Origin of the sequence: Stutzerimonas stutzeri (assembly GCF_051028275.1) — a bacterium.
Classification (GTDB): domain Bacteria; phylum Pseudomonadota; class Gammaproteobacteria; order Pseudomonadales; family Pseudomonadaceae; genus Stutzerimonas; species Stutzerimonas stutzeri_AS.
Genome location: NZ_CP069269.1, coordinates 903,890 through 927,274, shown reverse-complemented (window position 1 = coordinate 927,274; position 23,385 = coordinate 903,890). Strand labels below are relative to the sequence as shown.

Annotated in this window: 18 protein-coding genes and 1 pseudogene; 11 read left to right on the top strand and 8 right to left on the bottom strand. The window is 63.2% G+C overall.

Annotation, left to right across the window (positions count from 1 at the left end):
* Positions 1-51 precede the first annotated feature (51 nt).
* From JQR87_RS04200 to ptsP, 6 genes are all read right to left on the bottom strand, one after another.
* Positions 52-2,388, bottom strand: coding sequence for an ExeM/NucH family extracellular endonuclease (locus tag JQR87_RS04200; RefSeq protein WP_407292246.1), 2,337 nt, complete (start codon positions 2,386-2,388; stop codon positions 52-54).
* Between the two features lie 20 nt (positions 2,389-2,408).
* On the bottom strand, positions 2,409-3,989 hold the full coding sequence (locus JQR87_RS04195) for an alkaline phosphatase D family protein (RefSeq protein ID WP_407292248.1): 1,581 nt from the start codon (positions 3,987-3,989) through the stop codon (positions 2,409-2,411).
* Positions 3,990-4,170: 181 nt separating this feature from the next.
* The gene (locus JQR87_RS04190) at positions 4,171-6,576 is read right to left on the bottom strand and encodes a membrane-bound PQQ-dependent dehydrogenase, glucose/quinate/shikimate family (RefSeq protein WP_407292251.1); all 2,406 of its coding nucleotides are present in this window, start codon (positions 6,574-6,576) and stop codon (positions 4,171-4,173) included.
* A 124-nt stretch (positions 6,577-6,700) separates the two neighbouring features.
* On the bottom strand, positions 6,701-8,440 hold the full coding sequence (locus JQR87_RS04185; RefSeq protein WP_407292253.1) for a PTS fructose-like transporter subunit IIB: 1,740 nt from the start codon (positions 8,438-8,440) through the stop codon (positions 6,701-6,703).
* A 33-nt stretch (positions 8,441-8,473) separates the two neighbouring features.
* Entirely contained in the window at positions 8,474-9,412 is a 939-nt protein-coding gene (pfkB, locus tag JQR87_RS04180; protein WP_407292256.1) for a 1-phosphofructokinase, read from the bottom strand.
* Positions 9,412-12,294, bottom strand: coding sequence for a phosphoenolpyruvate--protein phosphotransferase (gene ptsP / locus JQR87_RS04175; protein WP_407292257.1), 2,883 nt, complete (start codon positions 12,292-12,294; stop codon positions 9,412-9,414). The genes pfkB and ptsP overlap by 1 nt, the downstream gene beginning before the upstream one ends.
* A gap of 194 nt (positions 12,295-12,488) precedes the next feature.
* Here ptsP and cra point away from each other — a divergent pair, with 194 nt between their 5' ends.
* The 6 genes from cra to JQR87_RS04145 all read left to right on the top strand — a co-directional run bounded on the left by cra (position 12,489) and on the right by JQR87_RS04145 (position 16,486).
* The gene (cra, locus tag JQR87_RS04170) at positions 12,489-13,478 is read left to right on the top strand and encodes a catabolite repressor/activator (protein WP_407292260.1); all 990 of its coding nucleotides are present in this window, start codon (positions 12,489-12,491) and stop codon (positions 13,476-13,478) included.
* Positions 13,479-13,675: 197 nt separating this feature from the next.
* Entirely contained in the window at positions 13,676-13,981 is a 306-nt protein-coding gene (locus JQR87_RS04165) for a nucleotide pyrophosphohydrolase (protein ID WP_407292263.1), read from the top strand.
* Positions 13,978-14,727, top strand: coding sequence for a methyltransferase domain-containing protein (locus JQR87_RS04160; RefSeq protein WP_407292266.1), 750 nt, complete (start codon positions 13,978-13,980; stop codon positions 14,725-14,727). Before JQR87_RS04165 ends, JQR87_RS04160 begins: the two co-directional genes overlap by 4 nt.
* Positions 14,728-14,745: 18 nt before the next feature.
* Positions 14,746-15,375 carry a DUF4136 domain-containing protein gene (locus JQR87_RS04155; protein WP_407292268.1) on the top strand — a complete coding sequence of 210 codons (630 nt, stop codon included), beginning with the start codon at positions 14,746-14,748 and terminating at the stop codon, positions 15,373-15,375.
* A 31-nt stretch (positions 15,376-15,406) separates the two neighbouring features.
* Positions 15,407-15,967 carry a DUF4136 domain-containing protein gene (locus JQR87_RS04150; RefSeq protein WP_407292270.1) on the top strand — a complete coding sequence of 187 codons (561 nt, stop codon included), beginning with the start codon at positions 15,407-15,409 and terminating at the stop codon, positions 15,965-15,967.
* Positions 15,968-16,036: 69 nt separating this feature from the next.
* Complete coding sequence (locus JQR87_RS04145; protein ID WP_407292271.1) at positions 16,037-16,486, top strand: DMT family transporter; 450 nt, start codon at positions 16,037-16,039, stop codon at positions 16,484-16,486.
* 26 nt (positions 16,487-16,512) lie between these two features.
* On the opposite strand, the gene JQR87_RS04140 is transcribed toward JQR87_RS04145, so the two are convergent.
* Entirely contained in the window at positions 16,513-17,448 is a 936-nt protein-coding gene (locus JQR87_RS04140) for an SdiA-regulated domain-containing protein (protein ID WP_407292274.1), read from the bottom strand.
* 215 nt (positions 17,449-17,663) lie between these two features.
* Between JQR87_RS04140 and JQR87_RS04135 the strand changes: the two genes are divergently transcribed.
* The 4 genes from JQR87_RS04135 to JQR87_RS04120 all read left to right on the top strand — a co-directional run bounded on the left by JQR87_RS04135 (position 17,664) and on the right by JQR87_RS04120 (position 21,212).
* On the top strand, positions 17,664-17,957 hold the full coding sequence (locus JQR87_RS04135; protein WP_407292275.1) for a hypothetical protein: 294 nt from the start codon (positions 17,664-17,666) through the stop codon (positions 17,955-17,957).
* A gap of 112 nt (positions 17,958-18,069) precedes the next feature.
* Positions 18,070-19,452, top strand: a complete 1,383-nt coding sequence (locus JQR87_RS04130; protein WP_407292278.1) for an MATE family efflux transporter — start codon at positions 18,070-18,072, stop codon at positions 19,450-19,452.
* A gap of 17 nt (positions 19,453-19,469) precedes the next feature.
* Positions 19,470-19,928 (top strand): DUF2214 family protein, encoded by a 459-nt coding sequence (locus JQR87_RS04125; RefSeq protein ID WP_407292281.1) that lies wholly within the window; start codon positions 19,470-19,472, stop codon positions 19,926-19,928.
* Between the two features lie 177 nt (positions 19,929-20,105).
* Positions 20,106-21,212, top strand: a complete 1,107-nt coding sequence (locus JQR87_RS04120) for a catalase family protein (protein ID WP_407292283.1) — start codon at positions 20,106-20,108, stop codon at positions 21,210-21,212.
* Positions 21,213-21,267: 55 nt separating this feature from the next.
* On the opposite strand, the gene JQR87_RS04115 is transcribed toward JQR87_RS04120, so the two are convergent.
* Positions 21,268-22,680, bottom strand: a complete 1,413-nt coding sequence (locus JQR87_RS04115) for an alanine/glycine:cation symporter family protein (RefSeq protein WP_407292285.1) — start codon at positions 22,678-22,680, stop codon at positions 21,268-21,270.
* Positions 22,681-22,963: 283 nt separating this feature from the next.
* Here JQR87_RS04115 and JQR87_RS04110 point away from each other — a divergent pair.
* Positions 22,964-23,332, top strand: a pseudogene (locus JQR87_RS04110) (hypothetical protein); the annotation flags it as partial.
* Positions 23,333-23,385 lie beyond the last annotated feature (53 nt).

Genomic DNA, 23,385 nt, shown 5'->3' with positions numbered 1-23,385 from the left:
ACGTCCCTTACAGCCGAGACGTCAAGGATGATTAGCCTATGAAGCGGCTACCTACCGCCCCAAACTCACCCCGATCACCAACGGATCATGATCCGATGCCCGATAGGGCTCTGCGCTGTACAGCAAGCTCTGCTGGCGTGGCGTTTTGAACTCCAGGTTGTAGTCCAGCACGCGCGGCTCGTCGGCGTTGATGTGCCATTCGGTGGCGCCCTTCACCTGCGGGGTCAGGCTGGCGCTGGCGAGGCCATGATCGAGGTAGCCGGACTGCCCGGAGAACACGTAGGAGTACGCATCAGGCCCTACGAAGCGCGCCAGCAGGTCGGTGTAACCCGCCGCGCGGATCACATTGATCGGGTCTTCCTTCGCATAAGCGTTGAGGTCGCCGATGATCAAGCGGTCCGGATCATACGATTGGGTTGGGTCACGACCCAGCCAATCGACCAGTGCCTGAGCGGCACGCACGCGGGTCAGGTTGCAATTGCCCTGGCCGTCGCCCATATCCTTGTCGCCGATGTCGTCGCAGCTCGACCCCTTGGACTTGAGATGGTTGACCGCTACGGTCAGCCGCTCGCCGGTGCGGCGCTCGCGGAAAGTCTGGGCCAGTGCAGGGCGGTTGCGGGTGTCGTTGAAACGCGGGTCGACCGAACCGTCCAGCACAGCGGCGTTCTTGTGCGGGCTCACCATGTCCTTACGGTAAATCAATCCTACGGCAATCTCGTCGGTGCCCAACCGGCTGCGGCGTGGGTCGATGAAAGCGTAACGATCGCCATCGGGCGATGCAGCGTTCAAACCGGCCACAAGATCGGCGATGGCGCTGTTCTCGTCGTAACCGTCATTTTCGATTTCCATCAGGCCGATGATGTGCGCGTCGGCACCCAGGATCGCGGCGATGATCTTGTCGCGCTGGCGGTTGAATTCCGCCAGTGAGTCAGCGCCGCGGGAGGTTGGAAAACCGGCACCGCGCCCGTCGCCATTGAAGTAATTGAGCACATTGAAACTGGCGATCCGCAGACGCCCGTCGACGGCTTGCGGTTGAGCTGGCCTTGGGTTCTTGGCGATGAATTGCGGTTGCTGTGTCGGCTGAACCCGATAACTGCCGGCTTGATAGTGAAGCACCCCGCGCACATCGCTGACTTCGTAGCCGACCCGCAGGGTACGGTAGGCGTCGAGCTCAGGTGATGGATAGCGGACAGGGTCAGGGTTCTGACCGCTGCGTCCGTCATCCAGCACGATTCGATTGAGGTCGTTCTGCGCCTGCAGCCGCTGAGCCGGCTCGCCAGGCGATACCTTGTTCGTCGGAATCCACAGTCGTCCGCCGGATGAGAGCACCACCTCGCCGTAGCGGCCGAGGTTGTATACCTCGCTGACAGTGAGCGTCTGGGCGAGGCGGACCTGCATGCCCTCGTAACGCTCAAGCGCATCCTGCGAGGCGAGCGGAAGGCTGATCTGTGCCACACTGGGCAGCGGCTGCGACTTGGCCAGCACGGTGATCTGCGGCGTGGTCAGTTCGGTGAGTCCGTTGTATTCGGCGACCAGCCCGCGTACCTGCACACGGTCGCCCACCTGCACGTCCACCCCGTTGCCCTTCCCATAAACATAAAGGCCTTCGGATGTCAGCGGGTCATTGTCGGTTTCGCTATCAGGCGCCTGGATGAAGAAGCCGCCCAACTCGCCTTCAGCTTGGAAGTCCGCCACGACGATGCCTTCAACGGTGACCGACTGATTCACCAGCGGGCTGCTGTCCCCGGAACCCTGCACCTCGGCAATGGCTCGCCGACCTGCGTCACCACCACCGGGTTCGCCTTCACCGTACTCGCCGAGGTACGCAAAGGTGTTGACAGCGTAGCCTTGCCACTCCGACGCAGGCTCGTAGGCGTCGCCTGGGTTGCGATCCCCAATCGATACCGACGCCTTGCGCGTCAGGGTGCGATCAGCCGTTTGCGTCTGTCCCGATCCCCAAGCGCTGCCAGGATCGACACCGACCTGGCCGATGCTGTCCAGAATTTCACCGGAAGGCCCGCGCAACACGATGGCGTCATCGCCGTTGTACCAGCCGCCGCTGCCGCGCTGGTTCGCCGTGGCCTGCAACGCCGGATCGCCGCTTTCATGCGCCAGCACGTGCACGCCACCCGGCGCGACCTCGCCTTCCAGGCTTATGCTGCGGCCGCTGCTGGTCGATCCATTGAAATAGAAGTCGACCCGGTACCCCTCCAAGGAGAGAGCAGTCTCGCCTGAGTTGTAGAACTCCAGCGCCTTGTTATTGCCGCTGCCCTCCACATACTCGGAAATCAGCAGGTCGGCCGAAGCCATCGAGTGCGCGCCCAGCGTGGCGATTGCCAACAGGGCGGCAGACAGAGGATGAGGCATGAAACGGTGGTTGCGGCGCATGGGGGTGTCGCTCCGTAGGCTCAGGCATGTTGGGGTTCGAGGGTTTTGGAAAAGACCGAGGCGCCGTCGATGTCTCGCAGGGTGACGCTCAAGGTGTCATTGCGCGAATCGATCTCAACCTCGCCGAAGAATTGAAAGCCGGCGTAGGGCGATGCGTTGGCAATGGGCGGTGCCTTCTGGAACACCAGCTCTGGACCAAAGGTGGCATCCAGCTGATTGGGCCCGAAACTGCCTGCGTTGAGCGGCCCGGCAACAAACTCCCAGAACGGATCGAAATCCTGGAACGACGCACGGTTGGGGTGATAGTGATGCGCTGCGCAGTAATGCACGTCGGCTGTCAGCCAGACGGTATTACGAACGCGGTAACGACGCAGATAACCCAGCAGATCGGCTATCTCAAGTTCGCGCCCCAGGGCCGGGCCATCCTGGCCGTTGGCAATCGCCTCCCAGCGCGCCCTACCTGTTGCATCCTTGCCATCCGGCACGTGCAGACCGATGGGCATGTCGGCCGCAATGACCTTCCAGGTCGCGCGCGAGCGGCGCAATTCACGCTTGAGCCAAGCCAACTGCTCGGCGCCCAAGAATGCAGTCTCGCCACTCTGCTCCGGCTGCAGGTTATGGGTGTTGGGGCCGCGGTAGCTGCGCATATCCAGCACGAACACATCCAGCTGTGGACCATAGGCGATCTTGCGGTAGACACGGCCCGACGCATCCCGCCCAGCCAAGCGCATCGGTGCGTATTCGAGGAATGCCTGCCGACCGCGACGGGCCAGTAGCTCGATATCCCTGACCTGGTAACGCTCGTCCAGCTCCTTGCCGGGCGACCAGTTGTTGGTCACCTCGTGATCGTCCCATTGCCAGATCTGTGGCACTTCGGCGTTGAACTGCCGCAGATTGTGGTCCAGCAGGTTATACCGGTAGTTGCCGCGGAATTCGTCCAGCGTCTCAGCCACCTTGGTCTTGGCCTCGGTGACTACGTTGCGCCAGAGGCGACCGTCTTCGGCCGTCACTTCGGCCTGGATCGGGCCATCAGCGTAGATGGCATCGCCGCTCTGAATGAAGAAGTCGGGATGTCGCTGACGCATCGCTTCGTAGATGCGCATGCCGCCGAAGTCGGGGTTGATACCCCAGCCCTGCCCGCAGGTATCGCCGCCCCAGACAAAACGGATGTCCCGTGCGCGCCGCGGTGCGGTGCGCAGGTGGCCCATCCAGGGTTGGCTGCGCACATGGTCCCGTGCGTCTTCGAAATAAGCGCGGTAGAAGATTGACTGATCCGAGGGCAGACCTCGCAAGTCGAGCCGCGCGGTGAAGTCGAGACGCTCGTCCGTGACCGGCGAAATCATCCGTCGAGCGTTGCCGAAACCGCTATTGGTATCCCATTCGACGACCAACCGTGCCGGTCGATCGCAACGGCTCCAAACCACCGCACGGTTGGCCAGCACGTCGCCGGACTGAACACCATCGGTAATCCAGGGCCGAGCAGTGGGTGCGGCAATGATGGCCGGCGATACGCCCAGCGCCGGCAGCGCGAGGCCGGCGCCGATCCCCTGGACAAGGCGGCGACGTGTGGAGTCCAGTTCAGGTTTGGTCGATTCAGTCATGGTCGTTCCCTTCAACTGTGGCTGGAAGAAGGGTTTAAGCGACACGCTTGACGGAACCATGACACCCCGACGAGCGGTCGTCAAAAAGTTGCCTGACTCCACTGGTGTGAAGGTGAATCTCGAGATTTCCGGCGCCGCTGACAGTGGCGCCGGGATAGTTCAGGTGGTCTTGAGGCCCGCGCTACTGATCTTCATCGAGCGTCCAGGCGATGACGGAATCTCCGATTTCCGTTCCGAACGAGCCGTGTCCGCCTGCCACTTGGACCACGTACTGCTTGCCGGTCTGCTCCGAGACGTAGGTCATTGGCGTAGCCTGCCCGCCGGCAGGCAACCGCCCTTTCCACAGCTCTTCACCGGTCTGCAGGTCATAGGCACGCAGGTAGTAATCCAGCGTGCCACTCATGAAGGCCACACCGCCGGCGGTGACAATCGGGCCGCCCAAGGCTGGCGTACCCACTGGGAAGGGAATGCCCAGCGGCGCGCTGTCGCGGCTGGTGCCGTTTTTGTGCATCCAGACTTTGTTCATGGTGCGCAGGTCGACTGCGGTCACATAACCCCAAGGCGGGCTCTGGCACGGCAAACCCAGAACCGATAACAAAGGCTTCAGGCTCACCATGTACGGCGCGCCCAGGTTGGGCTGCAAGCCTGTCTCACCGCCCCCGGTGCGTTCATTGGGGTCGACCTCGCTGCGCTTGTGCATCTTCGACACGAAGGCCAGATAGTTCGGCGCACCGAACAGCAACTGGCGGTTGGGGTCCACCGCGATCGACGGCCAGTTAAAGGTGCCGACATTACCCGGATAGATCAGCGAGCCCTTTTCGGAGGGCGGCGTGAAGTCGCCCTCATAGCGCAACTTGCGGAACTGAATCCGACACATCATCTGGTCCAGCGGCGTACCGCCCCACATGTCGCGCTCGTGCAGCGGCGCTTGCGGCGCATAGGTCAGCGCCGAGACCGGCTGAGTAGGGGCGGTGTAGTCACCATAATCAGTGCCTTGTGGAACAGGCACTTCTGTTACCGGCACGATGGGCTCGCCCGTACGGCGATCGAGCACATAGAGATCGCCACGTTTGGTGGCCTGGATGATGGCCGGCACCTTGCCCTCGGGACGGTCGAGGTCGACCAGTGTCGGCTGGGAAGGCAGGTCGCGGTCCCAGAGGTCGTGATGCACGGTCTGGAACTCCCAGCGCACCTTGCCGGTTGCCAGGTCCAGCGCGACCAACGTGTCGGTAAAACGCTCAGCCTGTGCCGTGCGATCGATAGCCCACTGATCCGGCGTCTGATTGCCGGACGGGATATAGACCAGGCCCAGCGCCTCGTCAGCCGTGGCCACCGTCCAGGCGTTCGGTGTGCTGCGCACATAGGTTTCACCTGGCGGCAGCGGCTCGGTGGCGTCCGGATTGCCGGGATCGAAATTCCAGACAAGGCGACCACTCTTCACATCGTAAGCGCGAATCACCCCGCCGGGGGAATCAACCGAACCGTTATCCGTAATGGCACCGCCGATGATCACCAGCTTTTCAGTGACCACTGGCGGAGAAGTTGGCAGGTAGACGCCTAACGCACCCTCACCCAGGCGCAGCTTCAGGTCGACGACACCGGCGTTGCCGAAGTCCTCGCAGGGCTCACCGTCTTCCACGTCGAGTGCAATCAGCGTGGCGTCGTTGGTAGGCAGGAACAACCGACGTTCGCAACGGGCCGCAGCCTGGTTCGGCTGGCCCCCCGTCGTACCGGAAGATGGGTAGCGCGTGCCGTCGTGATAGGCCAAGCCGCGGCAGGTCATGTGCTGGTAATAACCCGCATCGCGGTTGATGTTCGGGTCATAGCGCCAGCGCTCTTCGCCGGTATCGGCATCCAGCGCAATGGCGATGCTGTGGGGCGTACAGATGAACAGGCTGTTACCGACCTTGAGCGGTGTGACCTCGTATGTGAATTCGCCAGGATCGTTCGGTCCCGGCAGATCACCCGTGTGGTACTCCCAGGCTTTGCTGAGCTTGCCTACGTTCTCAGGGGTGATCTGACTGGCGGTGGAATAGCGATCGCCTTGTTCCGAACCGCCGTAGGACGGCCACTCGCTGTTCGAACGTCCAGCTTGCCCCTGCGGATCAAAACCCTGCATCTGCGCATCGCTGAACGAACCATCGATGGAGTGATAATCCTGCGTCAGCGAGTAGCCCGCCATCAGCGCCCCGGCCAGCAGACCGAGGCCGAGCAATCCACTCGCTCCGTCGCGCCAGGCCAGTCGGCTACCCACGTAGCGGTTGACGAAGGGTAGGATCAGCCAAAGGCCAAGGATGCACCAGAGATCGATCCGCGGCGCCAGCTGCCACCAGTCGAAACGGACCTCGTAAATCGTCCAGGCCAGTGTCGCCAGCAGCAGCACGGCGTACAGCCAGATCGCCGCACGCCGACGCGCGAACAGCAGCCCGGCCACCCCCAGCAGACCGATGCCAGCCAGCAGGTAATACCAGGACCCGCCGAGAACGGCCAAATAACCGCCTCCACCGGTCATCAGCACGCCCAGCACCAGGACGACCATGGCGGTCAGAGTGATCCGCAGGGGCCGCGGCCCGTATTCGTTGCTCATGTAGCACGCTCCAGCCGGTTGGCGCTGAACCAAACAGAAAGCCGCTGAAACGTTCTGATACAAAGTTCAGCGACTTCTAGATGGATGCGGCGGCGAGAGCTTAGTTCAGCACTGTTTTGGCAAATCAGCTCGTCGCGCCAACGGCAAGCGGCTGCGCTTCGGGCTGTTTGATAATTGCGTAGATCGTGCCCGTCACCAGGCTGCCCGCGAGAATGGCGAACAGGTATAACAGCGCATGGTTAATGGCGTTGGGGATCAGCAACACGAACAGTCCACCGTGGGGTGCCAGCAGCTTCGCGCCGACCGCCATGGACAACGCGCCGGTCAGAGCCCCGCCGGCGATGCTGGCGGGGATGACCCGCAGCGGGTCCTTGGCCGCAAAAGGGATCGCGCCTTCGGAGATGAAGCAGCAGCCCAGCACCAGCGCCGCCTTACCAGCTTCGCGTTCGGTCTGGGCAAACTTGCGTCGGGCGATCAACGTGGCGATGCCCATGCCGATGGGCGGCACCATACCGGCGGCCATCGTGGCGGCCATCGGCGCGTAGCTTTGCGAGGCGAGCAGCCCAACCGAAAAGGCGTACGCCGCTTTGTTGACCGGCCCACCGAGATCGACGCACATCATGGTGCCGAGCAGCAGCCCGAGCAGGACGGCGTTGGAGGTGCCCATGGTGTCGAGGAACTCGGTGAGCCCGGCAAGCATCTTCGCCACCGGTGTGCCGACGACATAGATCATCACCAGCCCGGTCACCAGACTCGCCAATAGCGGGATGATCAGGATCGGCTTGAGCGATTCGATGCTCGCGGGGAGCGGAATCCAGCGGCTCACCGCCTTGGCCGCGTAACCGGCGACGAAACCGGCAATAATTCCGCCAATGAAGCCCGCGCCGAGGGTGCCTGCCAGCAGGCCACCGATCATGCCGGGCGCAAGGCCAGGCCGGTCGGCAATGGAATAGGCGATGTAGCCGGCCAGGAGCGGCACCATCAATTGAAACGCCGTTTCGCCACCGATCTTCATGAGCGCCGCGGCCAGCGTGCCCTCCTCCTTGAAGGCCTCGATACCAAAGACGAACGACAGCGCGATCAGCAAGCCGCCGGCCACCACCATCGGCAGCATGTAGGACACGCCAGTCAGCAGGTGCTTGTAGACACCGGTCTTTTCGCCCTTCTGCTCCCCAGCACCGGCACTGGCCGGAGCGCCACCGCTGAGCACCGCGCCGTCCTCCAGCGCGCGGTCAAGCGTCGCCTCGGGCTGTTTCAGCGCAACGCCCGTGCCGCAGCGATACACCCGTTTGCCGGCGAAGCGGGCCACGTCGACCTCGATATCGGCGGCGAGCAGCACCACATCGGCCTCTTCGATGTCCTGGGGTTCGAGCACGTTGCGTGCGCCAACCGAACCACGCGTCTCCACCTGCAGGTCGTAGCCCTTGCGGATGGCGGCCTGCTGCAGCGCTTCGGCCGCCATGAAGGTGTGCGCGACCCCCGTCGGGCAGGCGGTGATCGCGACCAGCTTGGGTTTGCCGCTGGCGGGAGCGGCGTCAGCCTCATTGCTTTGTTGCAGCTCAGTTGCCGTCTCGGCGGCACTGCGCAGAAATCCTTCCGGATCGAGCAGGGCTTCGGAGGGCGTCGACTGAGCGACGCGCTTGCCAACGAAGCGCTGCAGCGACAGCGGGCCGGTTTTCACCACCACGACCAGGTCCGCGTTGGCGATCTGAGCCGGGGTGAGCGGCGAGCCGATGGCCTTGGGGTCGTGGACCTCCACGGCGGTTGACCAGCCCAGGCGATGGGCGGCCGCCTCGAGCAGGCGTGACGTGAGCACGCTGGTGACCATTCCGTTGGGGCAGGCCGTGATGATGAGAAGATTCATTCCTTCACCTCTTATTGGAATTGGACGGCGTGTTTACTGACTCAGCGGCTGGAGCCGGATGGCGGCCTCCAGCTGTGCAAGTCCATCCGTGTCGGTGATGCCAAAGCCGACCTGGCCAACCGCCTGCGCGGCGATTGCGGTGGCATGCGTAAGGGTGCGTTCGGCAGGCCAGCCTTCGAGCAGGCCGTGGAGCATCCCGGCCAGCAGCGAATCGCCCGCACCAACGGTGCTGACGACCCGTACCCGCGGAGGCTGGGCATGCCAGGCAGCATCCGGCGAAAACCAGCTGACCCCCTCGGCTCCCTGAGAAATCACCACCTGCTCGATGCCTTCGCTCTGGAGCCTCCGGGCCTCGGTGGCCAGCGCTTGCGGTGCAGAAAAGTCGATTCCGCGCGCCTCGGCCAGCTCTTCTTCGTTGGGTTTGATCAGCCAGGGGATTGCGGACAGGCCTTCACGCAGCGCGGCGCCGCTGGTATCCAATGCAACGCGCGCACCGAGGCGCTTGAGCCGCTGCAAAAGCTCGACGAACCACTGCACCTCGATACCGCGCGGCAGGCTGCCGGCCACCACCACCAGATCATGGCCCGGCACCAGCCGTTCGAGCCGCGCCATCAACTCCTCGCGCTGCGCGTCGTTGACCTGAAGGCCGGGGCCGTTGATATCGGTGACCTGCCCGTCGGCTTCGGCGAGCTTGAGGTTGCTGCGGGTCTCACCCCTCACGCGAACGAACTCGTCGGTAAAGCCCCGTGCGGCGAACAGCTGCTCGAAGGCCTGCGGATTGCCCTCGCCAAGAAAGCCTGTAACGGTCAGCCTGTGGCCAAGATCGGCCAACACCTGAGCGACGTTCAGGCCTTTGCCGGCAGCATGCACCTGCAGGCTGTCGCTGCGATTGACCTCACCCAGGCGCAGCGACGGCAGCTGTACGGTCAGGTCCAGCGCCGGGTTCAGGGTAATGGTCAGGATGCGGGCCATCAGCAGTGCTCCCCGACGAAAGCGCGAACTTCATGGGCACCTGGCAGCATCAGTGCCTGTTGTGCCAATCGCTGGCAGGCGGCGAAATCCAGCTCACGCACGCGCGCTTTTACTAGCGCAATACTGCGGGCCGAGACGCTCAACTCGTCGACCCCCAGTCCCACCAGCATGGGCACCGCCAACGCATCGGCCGCCAGCTCACCGCACACACCGACCCACTTGCCGTTTGCATGCGCGGCCTGAACGGTCATGTCGATCAGCCGGAGCACCGCTGGATGCAAGCCGTCCGCTTGCCCGGACAAGCTCGGATGGCCGCGGTCGATGGCGAGGGTGTACTGCGTAAGGTCGTTGGTGCCGATGCTGAAGAAGTCAACTTCCTGCGCCAGCACCGGTGCGATCAGCGCGGCAGAGGGTATTTCGATCATGATGCCGACTTGCAGGTCAGCCACCGGCAGCTCTACACGCAGGCGTTCGACCATGGCCTTGGCGGTGCGCCATTCCTCGATGTTGCCAACCATGGGAAACATGATCCGAAGCGGGCGGCCACCGGACGAGGCGAGCAAAGCGCGCAGCTGCATTTCGAGAATGTCCGGCCGTTGCAGGCTCAGCCGAATGCCGCGTACGCCGAGAAAGGGATTCTCCTCGGCCGGCATCGGCCAGTACGGCAACGGCTTGTCACCGCCGACATCCAGGGTGCGCACCACCAGCGGACGGCCTTCGAGGGCATCCAGCACGCGACGGTACTCAGCTTCCTGAGTCGCCTGATCCGGCGCCTGGGAATGGTTCATGAACACCAGTTCGGTGCGTAGCAGGCCGATGCCTTCGGCGCCCATCGCCACGGCTTCCGGGGTTTCGTCGGACGCGCCGATGTTGGCGGCGATTTCCACTGGATGGCCGTCACGGGTGACTGCCGGCTCCAGCCGACGCTCATCAGCCAGGCGCTTGCGTTCTTCGCGGGTAGCGCGCTCGCTTCGGGCCTGATCGAGCTGTGCATCTGTCGGCGAAACCAGCAGCTCGCCGCGTTCGCCGTCGAGCAACAACAGCGTGTTGGGTGCCAGCCCGAGCACACCCGGCCCGGCGCCGACAATCGCTGGAATGCCCAACGCCCGTGCGATGATCGCACTGTGCGAGGTCGCACCGCCGCCCGCCGTAAGGATGCCCGCAACCCGCTGGGCATTGAGCGTCGCGACGTCCGAAGGCGCCACCTCATCCATCACCAGGATGTAGGGCTCGTCTGGCGCCTGCTCGGCCTCGACGCCTGTCAGACAGGCCAGCACCCGGCGGCCGACATCACGCAAGTCAGCCGCCCGCTCGGCCAGCAGCTTGTCATGCAGCGCTTCCTGCTGCTGCGCCGCGCTTTCGATTTCATCGACCCAGGCTGCCTCAGCGCTGAGCCCTTTTTGCAGGCGGCCCCGCACCTCCTCGCGAAGCGCCGGATCGCGCAGCATGGCTTGGTGCGTAGTGAAGATGTCGCGAATGCTGGCGACCTGGCTCTCCCCGATCAGCGTGCCGATCTCGCCGTGAACCTTGTCCAGCGCAGCGTCCAGCCGCTGCAGTTCGGCAGCGGGCGACCCACCGCGCTTGGGATAGTCGATTACCTGCGGTTTTCGCACCAGCACTGGCCCAATGGCGATGCCCGGCGATGCGGCGATACCGTTTACCTGTTCACCGGCGTGCAGTACGGCCTGCTCGATGGCCGACTCAGCAGGCCCGTCCGCGATGACTAAGGGTTCACTCGCCTCGCCCGGCGCCGGCAGCGGCTCAACTTCTTCGCCCAGGCCATCTTCAACCGCGCGCACCAGCGCAGGCAGCGCATCGCCAGCAATCGCCGGCTCGGCCATGAACTCCAGCAGCTGTCCGCGCTGCGCGCCCATCGCCAGCAGCTTGCTCAGGCTCTTGGCCGACACGCCGGCGCTCTCGCTGCCGGCCGGGCGCACGCGAATCTCTCCGTCGAATGCCTGGGCAATTTCGGTCAAGGTCTTGGCTGGCCGCGCATGCAGACCATGGGCATTGGCCAGCGGCACCTGAGCGCTCGGCCAATCAGCCGGCACCTCACCGCCGAGTGCTTCGAGCACCGTGCGGCTCGAAGTCGCCTCGCTCAATTCCTGCCCGCGCCCTTCGATCAGCAGGTTGCACAGCCGCTCAAGCATGGCCTGATGCGCTTCGCCGAGGCTCGCCAGTACGAACAGGCCTTTGAGTGGCTGATCATGATGCTGAAGATCAGAAGCCGGCGTGACGAATGCCAGCCCTGGACGCTGCACCGACTGTTCACTGCTCAGCCACCACAAGCCGTCGCCCAGCGGCAGCGCTTGATTCAGCGGCAAGCTGGCGTTAAAGCCAGGCTCAACGCATTTCGCACGCTTCAGCAGCTTGACGCCCTGCCACGCCAGCTCATCGAAGTCATCGGCGGCGGCACCCAGCCCGACCAGTTCGCCATCAAGTGCCAGCGCCTGCGGGGCGCCCTGCAACAGATCGATGATTGCTTCGGGGCTGTCGGCCTTCTGCAGCGCCTCACTGAGGTCGCCTTCACCCAGCGCCCGGGTCAAAAGCTGCAGCAACCGCAGGTGCTCATCCGAACGCGCGGCAATGCCGATGGCGAGGTAGACCTGCTGCCCGTTGCCCCAGTCCACGCCGGCTGGAAAGTGCAGCAGTCGCACACCTGTGGTGAAAACCTGATCGCGCGTGTCCGGCGTGCCATGGGGGATGGCGATGCCCTGCCCGAGAAAGGTCGAGCCCTGGGCTTCTCGCGCGCGCAAGCCGTCGAGGTAACCGGGCGCCACCAGCCCGTCGGCAACCAGCACCTCGCCCAGCAGCGCCAGTGCGGCCTGTTTGTCGGCTGCCGTCTGCTGCATGTGGATGTGCTGTGCATTCAACTCAAGCATGGATAACTCCTTGCGGGCTCGCGCTTGTTTTTAGGACGACCGTTATGCCGGCAGAGACGCCGGCATCGCCCGAATCCTGGGCTGGCCCTTATGACCGGGCACTTGCTGAAACGTTTCACCAAAGGTTGGCACATTACGCACTATTGGGTAATTCTAGAAGCCCGAGTTCAAACCACCCGTCTCAGGACTGCTCGTTGAAACTGACCGACATCGCCCGCCTCGCCAACGTTTCGGTGACTACCGCCAGCTATGTGCTCAATGGCAAAGCCGCACAGCGCCGCATCAGCCCAGCCACGGTCGAGCGGGTGATGGCAGTGGCCGAACAACAGGGTTTTCAGCTCGATCAGCAGGCTGCCGGTCTGCGTCGGGGGCAGTCGCGAACCCTGGGCTTCATCGTTCCTGACCTGGAAAACCCCAGCTATGCGCGCCTGGCCAAGCTACTCGAACAGCGTGCGCGCTCTCGTGGCTATCAGTTGCTGATCGCGGGCTCCGATGACGAGCCGGACACAGAGCGCCAGGTCATTCAGGTGCTGCGCTCGCGCCGCTGCGATGCGCTGATTGTCGCCAGCTGCCTACCTCAGGACGATGACAGCTATCGCAGACTGCTCGCCGCTGGCACGCCGGTGATTGCCCTCGACCGAGCATTGGATGCCGAGCACTTCTGCTCGGTGGTCAGCGACGACCATGAAGCGGCGGCGCAGCTGACCCGCTCGCTGGATGCTCCGACGGACGCGCACATGGCGTTGATCAGTGCACGACCGGCACTGCGCATCAGCCAGCAACGCGAGGAGGGCTTCCGGCAGGCGCTTTGTGCGCATAGGGGCAGGGTCAGCATCCTGCAGGCCGAGCAATTCAGCCGCGCCTGCGGCCGCGAGCAAATGCTCGCCCTGCTCGACAACGGTCCGCTACCCGATGCCTTGATTACCACGGCCTACGTGCTGCTTGAAGGCGTCTTCGATGCGCTGCGCGAGCGCGGCCTGCTCTGGCCGGAACAGCTTCGACTGGCCACGTTTGGCGATGCGCAGTTGCTCGACTTTTTGCCGATTCGGGTCAACGCGATTTCCCAGCAGCACGGACGGATCGCCGACTGTGCGCTGGAGCAGGCCATTGGCGCTATCGAGCAAGGCGACTATCGCCCCGGCGTGATTGCCATCGAGCGCGAACTGATGATTCGACGCCTCTGATCGATCCGCCCCTTGCGGGCATCGTTTGGCTGACGGAAGCTGGCGATCGAAGCCGCACGTCGACCAGATGCAGCCGTAGCCTGGAGAAGCTGATCCGCAAGCAAGCTCGCCCCTACGAGACCCTGCCGCGCAGGGCGCGAGCGAGCCCTGTTGCACCCGCCTCCGGCACACGCCCAACACAACGAGCCCGCGTTTCAATGAACATCGAACAGATCACCCAACGCCTACACGCCATCCGCGACCAGAACGACTGGCAACGCTTCCACAGCCCGAAAAACCTCGCGATGGCAGCCAGTGTTGAAATGGCCGAGCTGGTGGAAATTTTCCAGTGGCAAACCGAGGCCGAGTCGCGCCGCCTGCCTGCCGACAAGCTCGAACATGCGGGCCAGGAAGTCGGCGACATCCTGATGTACCTGCTTCTAATGTGCAGCGAGCTGGGCATCGACATGGAGCAGGCGCTACTGGCGAAGCTCGCCGACAACGAGCGGCGGTTCGCCCGATGAGCGATCGCCATTTCGACGCGATGGCGACGCGCTTCGCCAATAAGATCTACGGCGGCGCCAAGGGTGCGATCCGGCTCGCCGTTCTGCAGGCCGATCTCACCGAGATACTGCCAAGGCGCCCGCTGCGGGTGCTGGACATCGGCGCGGGCCTCGGTCACATGAGCCTGTGGCTGGCGCAGCAGGGCCATCAGGTGACGCTCGCCGAACCCGCCGAACCCATGCTCGACGGCGCTCGCAAACAGTTCGCCGACGCAGGCCAAAACGCGACCTTCATCCAGGCCCCCTGGCAGGATGTGGAGAACCATGTCGACGGGCGTTTCGATCTGGTCGTTTGCCATGCGGTGCTGGAATGGCTGGCCGAACCGCACGCGATCCTGCCGGTGCTGCATCGCCTGGTCGCAGAGGACGGCTGGCTGTCGCTGGCGTTTTACAACCGCGACGCGCTGATCTACCGCAACCTGCTCAAAGGCAGCTTCAAGAAGCTGCGCAGGGGGACCTACGCTGGGGAGCGCCAGAGCCTGACACCGCAGCAGCCACTCGACCCCCGGGAGCTGGCCGCGCAACTCGCGCCGCACTGGCGGGTCGAATCAACCAGTGGCGTGCGTGTATTCCATGACTACATGCCCGCCGAATTCCAGGCCCGCACCGAGCCTGCCGATCTGATCGAGATGGAACTGGCCTACCGCCGCCATCCCCAATTCGCCGGCCTTGGGCGTTACCTGCACTGGCTGTGTCGGCCACGCTGAGCTGACCGGGAGGTACCGATGTCGATCCGCCCTGCACTGCCGCTTCTCTTCCCACTGCTCGGTTTAAGCCTCGCGGCGTGCCAGAGCAGTAACCCCTACACCAACGAGTCTGCGCCGATCCCACCGGCGCCGCCCATCGAGCAGATCCAGTCGCCGACCTACCCGGCGGCGCCGCAAGATTTTTCCAGCTACCAGAACTGGAGCTGGCGTAAACCACCGGCCGGAACGGCTTCACTCGGGTCCGACGAACTGCAGGACATGATTTCCGGCGCGCTCGACCAGCGCGGCTTGCGCCCCGCTCCCGCTGGAAGTAAGGGGGACGTGCAAATCAGCGCCAGCGCGCAGATGGAGACGCGCGTGCGGCAGGTCTACGATGATTATGGCCCCAGGATCGGTGTCGGCGCCGGTCGCTATGGCGGCTATGGTCCGGGCTTCAATTCCGGTTACGGCTTCGGCGGCAGCGCCCCGGTGGTGCGCAACTACGAAGAGGAAGTGGTTACGGTACGCATCGAGATGATCGACAGCGCCTCCGGTCAGACCGTCTGGAGCAATCGCGCCGAAGCCCGCAGCGGCGGTAGCCAGGCCGAGCGCAAGGACGCCGTGCGAGACGCCGTGAACCGTGCGCTTGCCGATTATCCGCCGCGCTGACAGTGCGTACTCAAACGCTAGGAGATTCGAGATGTTCCGCTCATTGCTGATGCTTCCCCTGCTCCTGATGCTGGCTGCCTGCCAGAGCACACAGGTGCAACGAGACTTCGATCCGCAGCGCGATTTTTCAGCCTACCGGACCTGGAGCTGGAAAGAACCGGCGCTGCAGTACCGCCCGGATGATCCGCGTATAAAGAGCGACCTGACCGAGCAACGCATCCGCAGTGCCGTCAGCGAGCAGCTGGATCAGCGCGGCTTGCGCCAGGCACAGCCCGACGCCCAACCGGATCTGCGGGTGCAGGCCTGGTTTCTCGTCGACGAGCGCAGCCAGCAGTTCACTACTTCGTCCATCAGCGGCTGGGGCGGACCGTGGCACGGCTTCTGGGGCGGCCCTATGATCACCGACACCCGTACCTTCCACTATCAGGTGGGCACCTTGCAGTTGGACATGTACGACGCTGACGACGGCAAGCTGGTCTGGCGCGGCAGCGCCGAACAGGTTCTGCGCGACGACCCGGGAAGCCCTCAAGAGCGGGCCGGAATGTTCCGCGAGACCGTCAACAAGGTGTTATCGCAGTACCCGCCGCGCTAGCATTGCCGGCTCGTTCCCATTCAACCCGCCCTTCTGGCGGGTTTTTGTTTTACTTTCAGGAGACTTCGCATGCCTGCCGTAGCCTGGTGGCTTCTCGTTTTGCCGTTTATTGCCGGAGCTTTTCTGCCGTTACAGGCCGGTATCAACGGACAGGTAGCGAAGCATTTCGGTAGCGTCATGAGCGCGGCGATGCTGTCGTTTGCTGTGGGTACCGTGGCGCTGATCTGTGTGGTGTTGTTCCAGCGAGACATGCCCGGCATCCAGGCACTGCGAGGGCTGAACGGGTATCACTGGTGCGCCGGCCTGCTGGGCATGTTCTTCATCGCAACCGCCGCCTTCGCCGGCCCACGCATCGGAGCGCTGCTGTTCATGGCGTTGGTACTGGCCGGCCAGCTGGGCATGGCGATGGTGCTGGATCATTTCGGCTGGGTGGGCTTTCGTCAGTCTTCGATCAGCCTCGGCAAGCTAGGCGGTTTGGTGTTGATTTTCGCGGGCGTCTGGATGATCCGCCGTGGCTGAGCACGGCGGTGAGCACGGCAGGATTGCTAGTTGCGCTTGAAGGCGTAGAACAGGTTGGGCTCACTGACCAGATAGAGGTCGCCGCTATCGTCGAACGTCATGCCCTCACCTTGCGGCACACTGCTCTTGAGCCCAGCGAAACCACTCCAGAGTGAGCGGAAGCTGACCAGCTCGCCCTCTCCGTCGAGCTCGAGCATCATCTTTGCTTCGTCGCTGAGCAACACCAGGTGGCCGGTGCGTTCGTCGTAGTGAACGGAAGACAGATCGCTGGCCATGTTCTTGTCTTCGATCCACGCCTCGCGGTCGATGATATGGAGGTTCAACTGACCGTTGAAGCTGGCCTTGATGCCCTGGATTTCATAAAGCTTTCGTGGAGAATGCTCCTTCACCACAAACAGCCGGTCGCCGGCACGGTCATAGCCCAGCCCCTCGAACCCCGAGTTATCAGAAGCGCCCGTCGCCAGTGATACCGCTGCATAGTCCTCACGCAACAGCTCACCGGGTTGTGTTGGGACGGGCAGAATCACGATCGACTGGCTGCGCTCCTCGGCAACCGCCAGCAGGTTGTCGCCCAGGTAAGTGACAGCCTCGACATCGACGAACCCCGTCAGCGGATAACGGGCGATGAACTCGCCGTTGAGGTCCAGCGCGATGAGCTCTTCCGGGTTATTCACCACAGCCCAAAGGTGGTTGCGCTGCTCGTCGAAGGTCAAGCCGGACAGGTTATCCGAAACAGTCGCCACGGGCTTTGCCTCGACACGCACCTGATACTCCGGCAACCAGAGACTGCGCGTCTGGACACTGCTCTCCTGCCAAGCCGATTGCATCGAATAGAACAATCGCTCATGGAGGTGAAAGGTCGCAGCCGTGTGCAACAGACCGGCAGCCAGCATTCCCAGCGCCCATACCTGCGGGCGGACCTGGGGCAACCAACGCGGGCGAACACGGATATCGATTGGCATCGTCATTTTCTCGTAGGAACGCTAGCGCGATAGCCTGATCGCAAAGGGTTGCAATTGCATGACGGTACTAGCGAGCGTCACGATCAGCCTGCAAATGACCGCTCAACAGGGTTGCGGTTCAACCGCAACGCCGGGAACTGCCAGACGGTTTGACAGCCCAATGGACCAGGAAACGGTTGCGCTTGCGGCCGCGAATCGAATGACAGGAGTGCAGCATGCAGGTGGAAAGCTTTTTCGAATGGTTGGGCCAGGCGCTCGGTACGATCATCCGCTACATCGTCGATGCGCTCAGCGGCTTCTTTGGGCTATTCGCCGATGCCGGGGCCAACTTCCTCGAAGGGCTTTCGCGGACCCTCGGCATGGACCGCTCACTCATCAGCCTCGTTGCCCTCGCCATTGGCCTGATGCTGCTGGTCGGCGCATTTCGCGCCTTCTTTCGCCGCTCGTTCATCGCTGGGGTCATCTACCTGTTCCTTGGGCTCTGGCTGTTGAGCTGGCTGATTCATTGAGCGAGCCATAACGGCCTGCTCCAACTTCCAGGTCGAGCAAGACACCCATCCATCGTTGAGCTGCGCTCAGGACAGAGGCGACGTATCATGCCCGGCTGTTCTGGAGCCCTTCATGTCACGGTTACTGACCGCCTGGCGGCACGCTCCCACCCATAAACGGGTCTGGGCACTTGCCGCGCCAATGATTCTGTCGAACCTCTCCGTGCCACTGGTGGCATTGGTTGACAGCGCCGTAATCGGCCATCTCCCGCATGCACATCAGCTGGCGGCGGTGGCGGTGGGCGGTAGCCTTTACAGCCTGCTCGTCTGGGTGATGGGCTTCCTGCGCATGGGCACGACTGGCTTCGCTGCTCAAGCCGCCGGGCGTGAAGACGGCGGTGCGCTGCGTCAGGTGCTACTGCAGGGCTTGGCGCTGGCGCTGGGCTTCGCTCTGCTGCTAAGCCTGATCGCGTTGCCACTTAAAGGCTATGCGCTCCAACTGATGCAGCCTTCGGCAGAGATGGACAACCTGACCCAGGCGTATTTTCACACCCGCCTGTTCGGCCTGCCGGCTGCGCTGGCAAGCCTGGCATTGATCGGCTGGTTTCTTGGCACCCAGAACGCTCGCGCGCCGCTGGCGATCCTGCTAACAACGAACCTGATCAACGTCGCGCTGGACCTCTGGTTTGTCATCGGTCTGGAGTGGGGCGTGGCCGGTGCCGCGCGCGCCTCGGTGATTGCCGAATGGAGCGGTGTGCTGGTCGGTCTGGCGCTGACCCGAGGCGCGCTGTTGCGCTACGCCGGACGCCTAGACCGGCACGCGCTGCGCCTGTGGGCCAGCTGGCGGCCGCTCATGTCGGTTAACCGCGACATCTTCCTGCGCTCGTTGGCGCTGCAACTGGTGTTCTTTCTGGTCACCGTACAGGGGACGCGGCTGGGCGATGCCACCGTGGCGGCCAATGCGCTGTTGCTGAACGGCTTGATGCTCACCGCTCACGCACTGGACGGTCTGGCCCATGCAGTCGAAGCGCTGAGTGGACATGCGATCGGTGCGCAAAGCCGCACCGAGCTGCGGCGGATCCTCACGGTTGCCGGTGGCTGGTCGTTACTGGCGAGCCTGGCCTTCGGGCTGTTCTTCCTGCTCGGCGGCGAGCTGTTCATCAGCCTGCAAACGGACATCACATCGGTTCGCGAAACGGCCACCACCTACTTGCCCTATCTCGCCGCCCTGCCCCTGGTCGCCGTCTGGAGTTATCTGCTGGACGGCCTGTTCATCGGCGCAACACGGGCACGGGAAATGCGAAACGCCATGCTGCTTGCCGTCCTGATTTCGCTACCATTGGGCTGGCTGCTGCGTGGGCTGGGTAATCATGGATTATGGTTGGCCTTCCTCGCCTTCATGCTTTTGCGTGGCCTATGCCTAGGCACCATCGCCAGACGCCTGCAACGCCAGCAGCAATGGTTCGGCTCCGGTCACACGGCACCGGCTGCAGTGACCACGCCGCAACAACCCTAACCAAAGGACCCTGAGAAATGGCCTACGCCGTCGCCGCCTACCTGCACTTCGTGGCGATCTTCCTGCTGTTTTCATTGCTTGTGCTTGAGCACCAGCTGTTCCGCCTGCCACTGAACTTCAAGCGTGCACGCAGCCTGTTTCGCGTCGATCTGGCCTTCGGCATCGCGGCCGGGCTGGTGCTGGTGACGGGTGCCGCACGGGCGATGCGCTACGGCAAGGGGTTGGACTATTACCTGAGCAACAGCTTTTTCCACGCCAAGGTCGGCCTGTTTGTGGCCGTTGCGCTGCTGTCGATCTACCCCACCGTCACCTTTCTCAAATGGCGCCCGGCGCTGAAGGCCGGTCAGGTCCCGTCGATCAGTCCTGTAGCCGCACGCTGGGTAAAAACGGTGATTCGCATCGAGCTGTTAGCGCTACTACTGATTCCTTTATTGGCTGCGCTCATGGCGCGCGGGCTTGGCGTAAACCCCCACTAGGCCTGCCAAACGCCTAGCTGCCAGATGAATGCAGGTGCTGACCATCCGTCGCCGCCCCCGCCACACCCGCAACCTGTCCAAAGCCCTTGTTTCTCCAAAACCATTCATCACCTCCGCTGTCGACTACGGACTGCAGTTCACACGTCCACAAGCCCGCACCATCAGTCGGAGCCGATGATGACCAATGACCTGAACATAACGCCCCTTCCTTTTGATCCCGCGTTCGAGCAAGTACCAGACGATGAGGCCGAAACCATTGCCGGCCTGATTCAGGCGATGCGTGAAATTGCCGAGACGACATTCGCCGATGGTGGCCACGCCATTCGCAGCGTGCACGCCAAAAGCCACGGCCTGTTGCTAGGTGAAATAGAAGTGCTGCCAGACCTGCCACCCGAACTGGCCCAGGGCGCTTTTGCCAAGCCACGGAAGATGCCGGTGGTGATGCGTTACTCGACCAACCCCGGCGACATTCTCGACGACAAGGTTTCGACCCCACGCGGATTAGCGCTCAAGCTTATCGGTGTCGAAGGCGAGCGGCTGACCAACAGCGAAGGGGACGTCACCCAGGATTTCGTCATGGTCAACTCGCCGGCCTTCATGGCACCCACGCCCAAGGACTTTCTCAAGTCATTGAAGCTGATCGCCAAAACCACTGACAAGGCGCCCCGCGCCAAGCAGGCGCTGTCTGCCGCTTTGCGCGGTGCCGAGAGCCTGGTGGAAAAAGCCGGCGGCGAGAGCGCGACGCTCAAAGGGATGGGCGGCCATCCGACCACGCACCTGCTCGGGGAAACCTATTACAGCGTGGTCCCGGTGCTCTACGGTCGCTATTTCGCCAAGCTCTCGGTGGTGCCCGTATCGCCGGAATTGAAGGCGTTCACCGACCAGAACGTTGAGCTGAAAGACAAGCCGAACGGCCTGCGTGAGGCTATCAACGAGCACTTCGCGCAGCACGGCGGCACCTGGGAGATGCGCGTTCAGCTGGCCACTGACATCGAGAAGATGCCCATCGAGGACGCCAGCGTGGCCTGGCCGGAAGACGCCAGCCCTTACGTCACCGTTGCGCGGATCGAGGTGAAGCCGCAGTCAGCCTGGAGCGATGCCCGCGCGGCAGTCGTGGATGATCAGATGGCGTTCAGCCCCTGGCATGGCCTCGCTGCGCACCGCCCACTCGGCGGCATCATGCGCTCGCGCAAGCCGGCGTATGAAATGTCGTCGGTGTTCCGAGCGCGTCACAACGGCTGCCCGATGCATGAGCCGAAAACACTGGATCAGCTGCCGAGCTGACCCACTGAGCGGCAGGCAACAAACGCGCCGACAGGCTTGCCGGGGCGTACTCACATCAGCGCCAGATATCGTTGTTGATCTTGGCTTTCAGCTCCGGATAGTCCGCGGCCTTGAACCTCGGAACCCCTCCCGCCTTGATTTGGCCCATGTAATCCTTGGTCAGCTTCACGACCGTCCCGGAGAGCAAGGTGATGGCGATCAGGTTGATTGTCGCCATCAGGCCCATTGAGGCATCTGCGGCATTGAATACCGTAGTGACCGCCTCATAAGCCCCCCAGATCACCATGCCCAACGCGGCCAGCCGCAGCAGGGTCAGCCCCAGCTTGTTGCCCCCGCCCAGGAAGATCAGTGCATTCTCCGCGTAGGAGTAGTTGGCCACGATCGAGGTGAAGGCGAAAAACAGGATGGCGATGGCGATGAAGTAAGTCCCGAACACCCCAATGTGGCTTTCCATCGCCTGCTGGGTGAGCTGAGTGCCAGTCACACCCGAACCGGGTTCCAGTACGCCCGACAGCAGAATCATCACCGCAGTCGCCGTACAGACGACAATGGTGTCAATGAACACGCCCATTGCCTGCACCAGCCCCTGCGACGAGGGGTGATGCGGCATCGGAGTTGCCGTTGCCGCCACATTGGGCGCAGAGCCCATACCCGCCTCGTTGGAGAACAGGCCGCGCTTGATGCCGTTGAGCATCGCCGCCGTCACCGAGCCGGCGACACCGCCCGCCGCTTCCTCAAGGCCGAAGGCGCTGCGAACGATGGTCATCAACACGTCTGGCACCTCAGTGATGCTTATCGCCAGCACGATAAATGCCATCAGCACATAGAGGCCTGCCATCAGCGGCACCACCAGTTCGGCGAAGCGTGCGATGGAGCGTAGCCCGCCAAAGATCACCAGCCCGGCGAGAAAAGCGATGGCGATGCCAACCCACAGTTTCGGAATTCCAAACGCGCCCTGCATCGCATCAGCGATCGAGTTGGCCTGCACCGCGTTGAACACCAGCCCGAACGAGATGATCAGCGCCACGGAGAACACACCGCCAGCCCAGGGTGCCTTCAGACCTCTGGCAATGTAGAACGCCGGGCCGCCACGGTACTGGCCCTCGCCGTCTCGCACCTTGTACAACTGTGCAAGCGAACTCTCAGCATAGGCCGTGGCCATGCCCACCAGTGCCACCATCCACATCCAGAAGATCGCCCCGGCGCCGCCCAGGTAGAGCGCAACCGCGACCCCGGCCAGATTCCCAGTGCCGACCCGCGACGCGAGGCTGGTACACAACGCCTGGAACGGCGAGATACCAGACGCATCGCTCTTCCGCGCACCCCGGATCGCTCTGACCATCTCCCCGAAATGCACAAACTGCAGGAAGCCCAGGCGGATGGTGAAGAACACACCAACTGCGAGCAGCCCGTAGATAAGGATATAGCCCCAGAAAATGGTGTTGAGGAAATCGACAATGGGTGTCATGGAGGCGCCTTTTTGTGGAAAACGTAAGGTACGGCTTACTCTAGTCTCTGCGCTGGGCGGCATCAGGCGGAGCGCTTCGAGCAGCCTGCACGAAAGGTCGGAACCGACTCGGCCGTGAGGGTTCAATCGGAACGGGGGCTCACAGTGATGACGAATTGAGCGCATCGATACCCATCAGCACGCTTCTCAACCGTCAGCCCTTCTGAAACCAATTGGCACAGGGCAGACCGAACCCTCACCCATCGAACCCTTCTAAGCAGACATCGACTTCAAGGAGGTTTCCATGACCAAGGCATTGCTCACCACCCTAGGCTTAGCGCTCTGCGCACCCGTTGCGTTTGCCCAGACACCCAAGCCCGACGTGATCACTCACCTCAACGGGCTGGATATCGAGGTCAGCGCCATGGGCGTGCCGACTTCCACCACTGAGGCGGGCGGTGAGTTGGTGGGGATCCGCGCGGTGAAGGTCATGAACAAGACGGGCGACACCGTAACCTGCGAATTCCACGTACCAGACGATGCGCGTGCTGATACGTCCGCGCCGCCCGTTTTCACCGTCAGCCCCAACACCCAGCGGGTTGAGCGGGTGCCAGGCGAATATTCGCCAGATCAGCCATTTGCTGAGCTGACCTGCCGCGGCGCCGCGCAAAGCGTCGGCACGCCGACCGTCGTGCCGTCCAGCGAGCCGGAAGCCGAGCCCGCTCG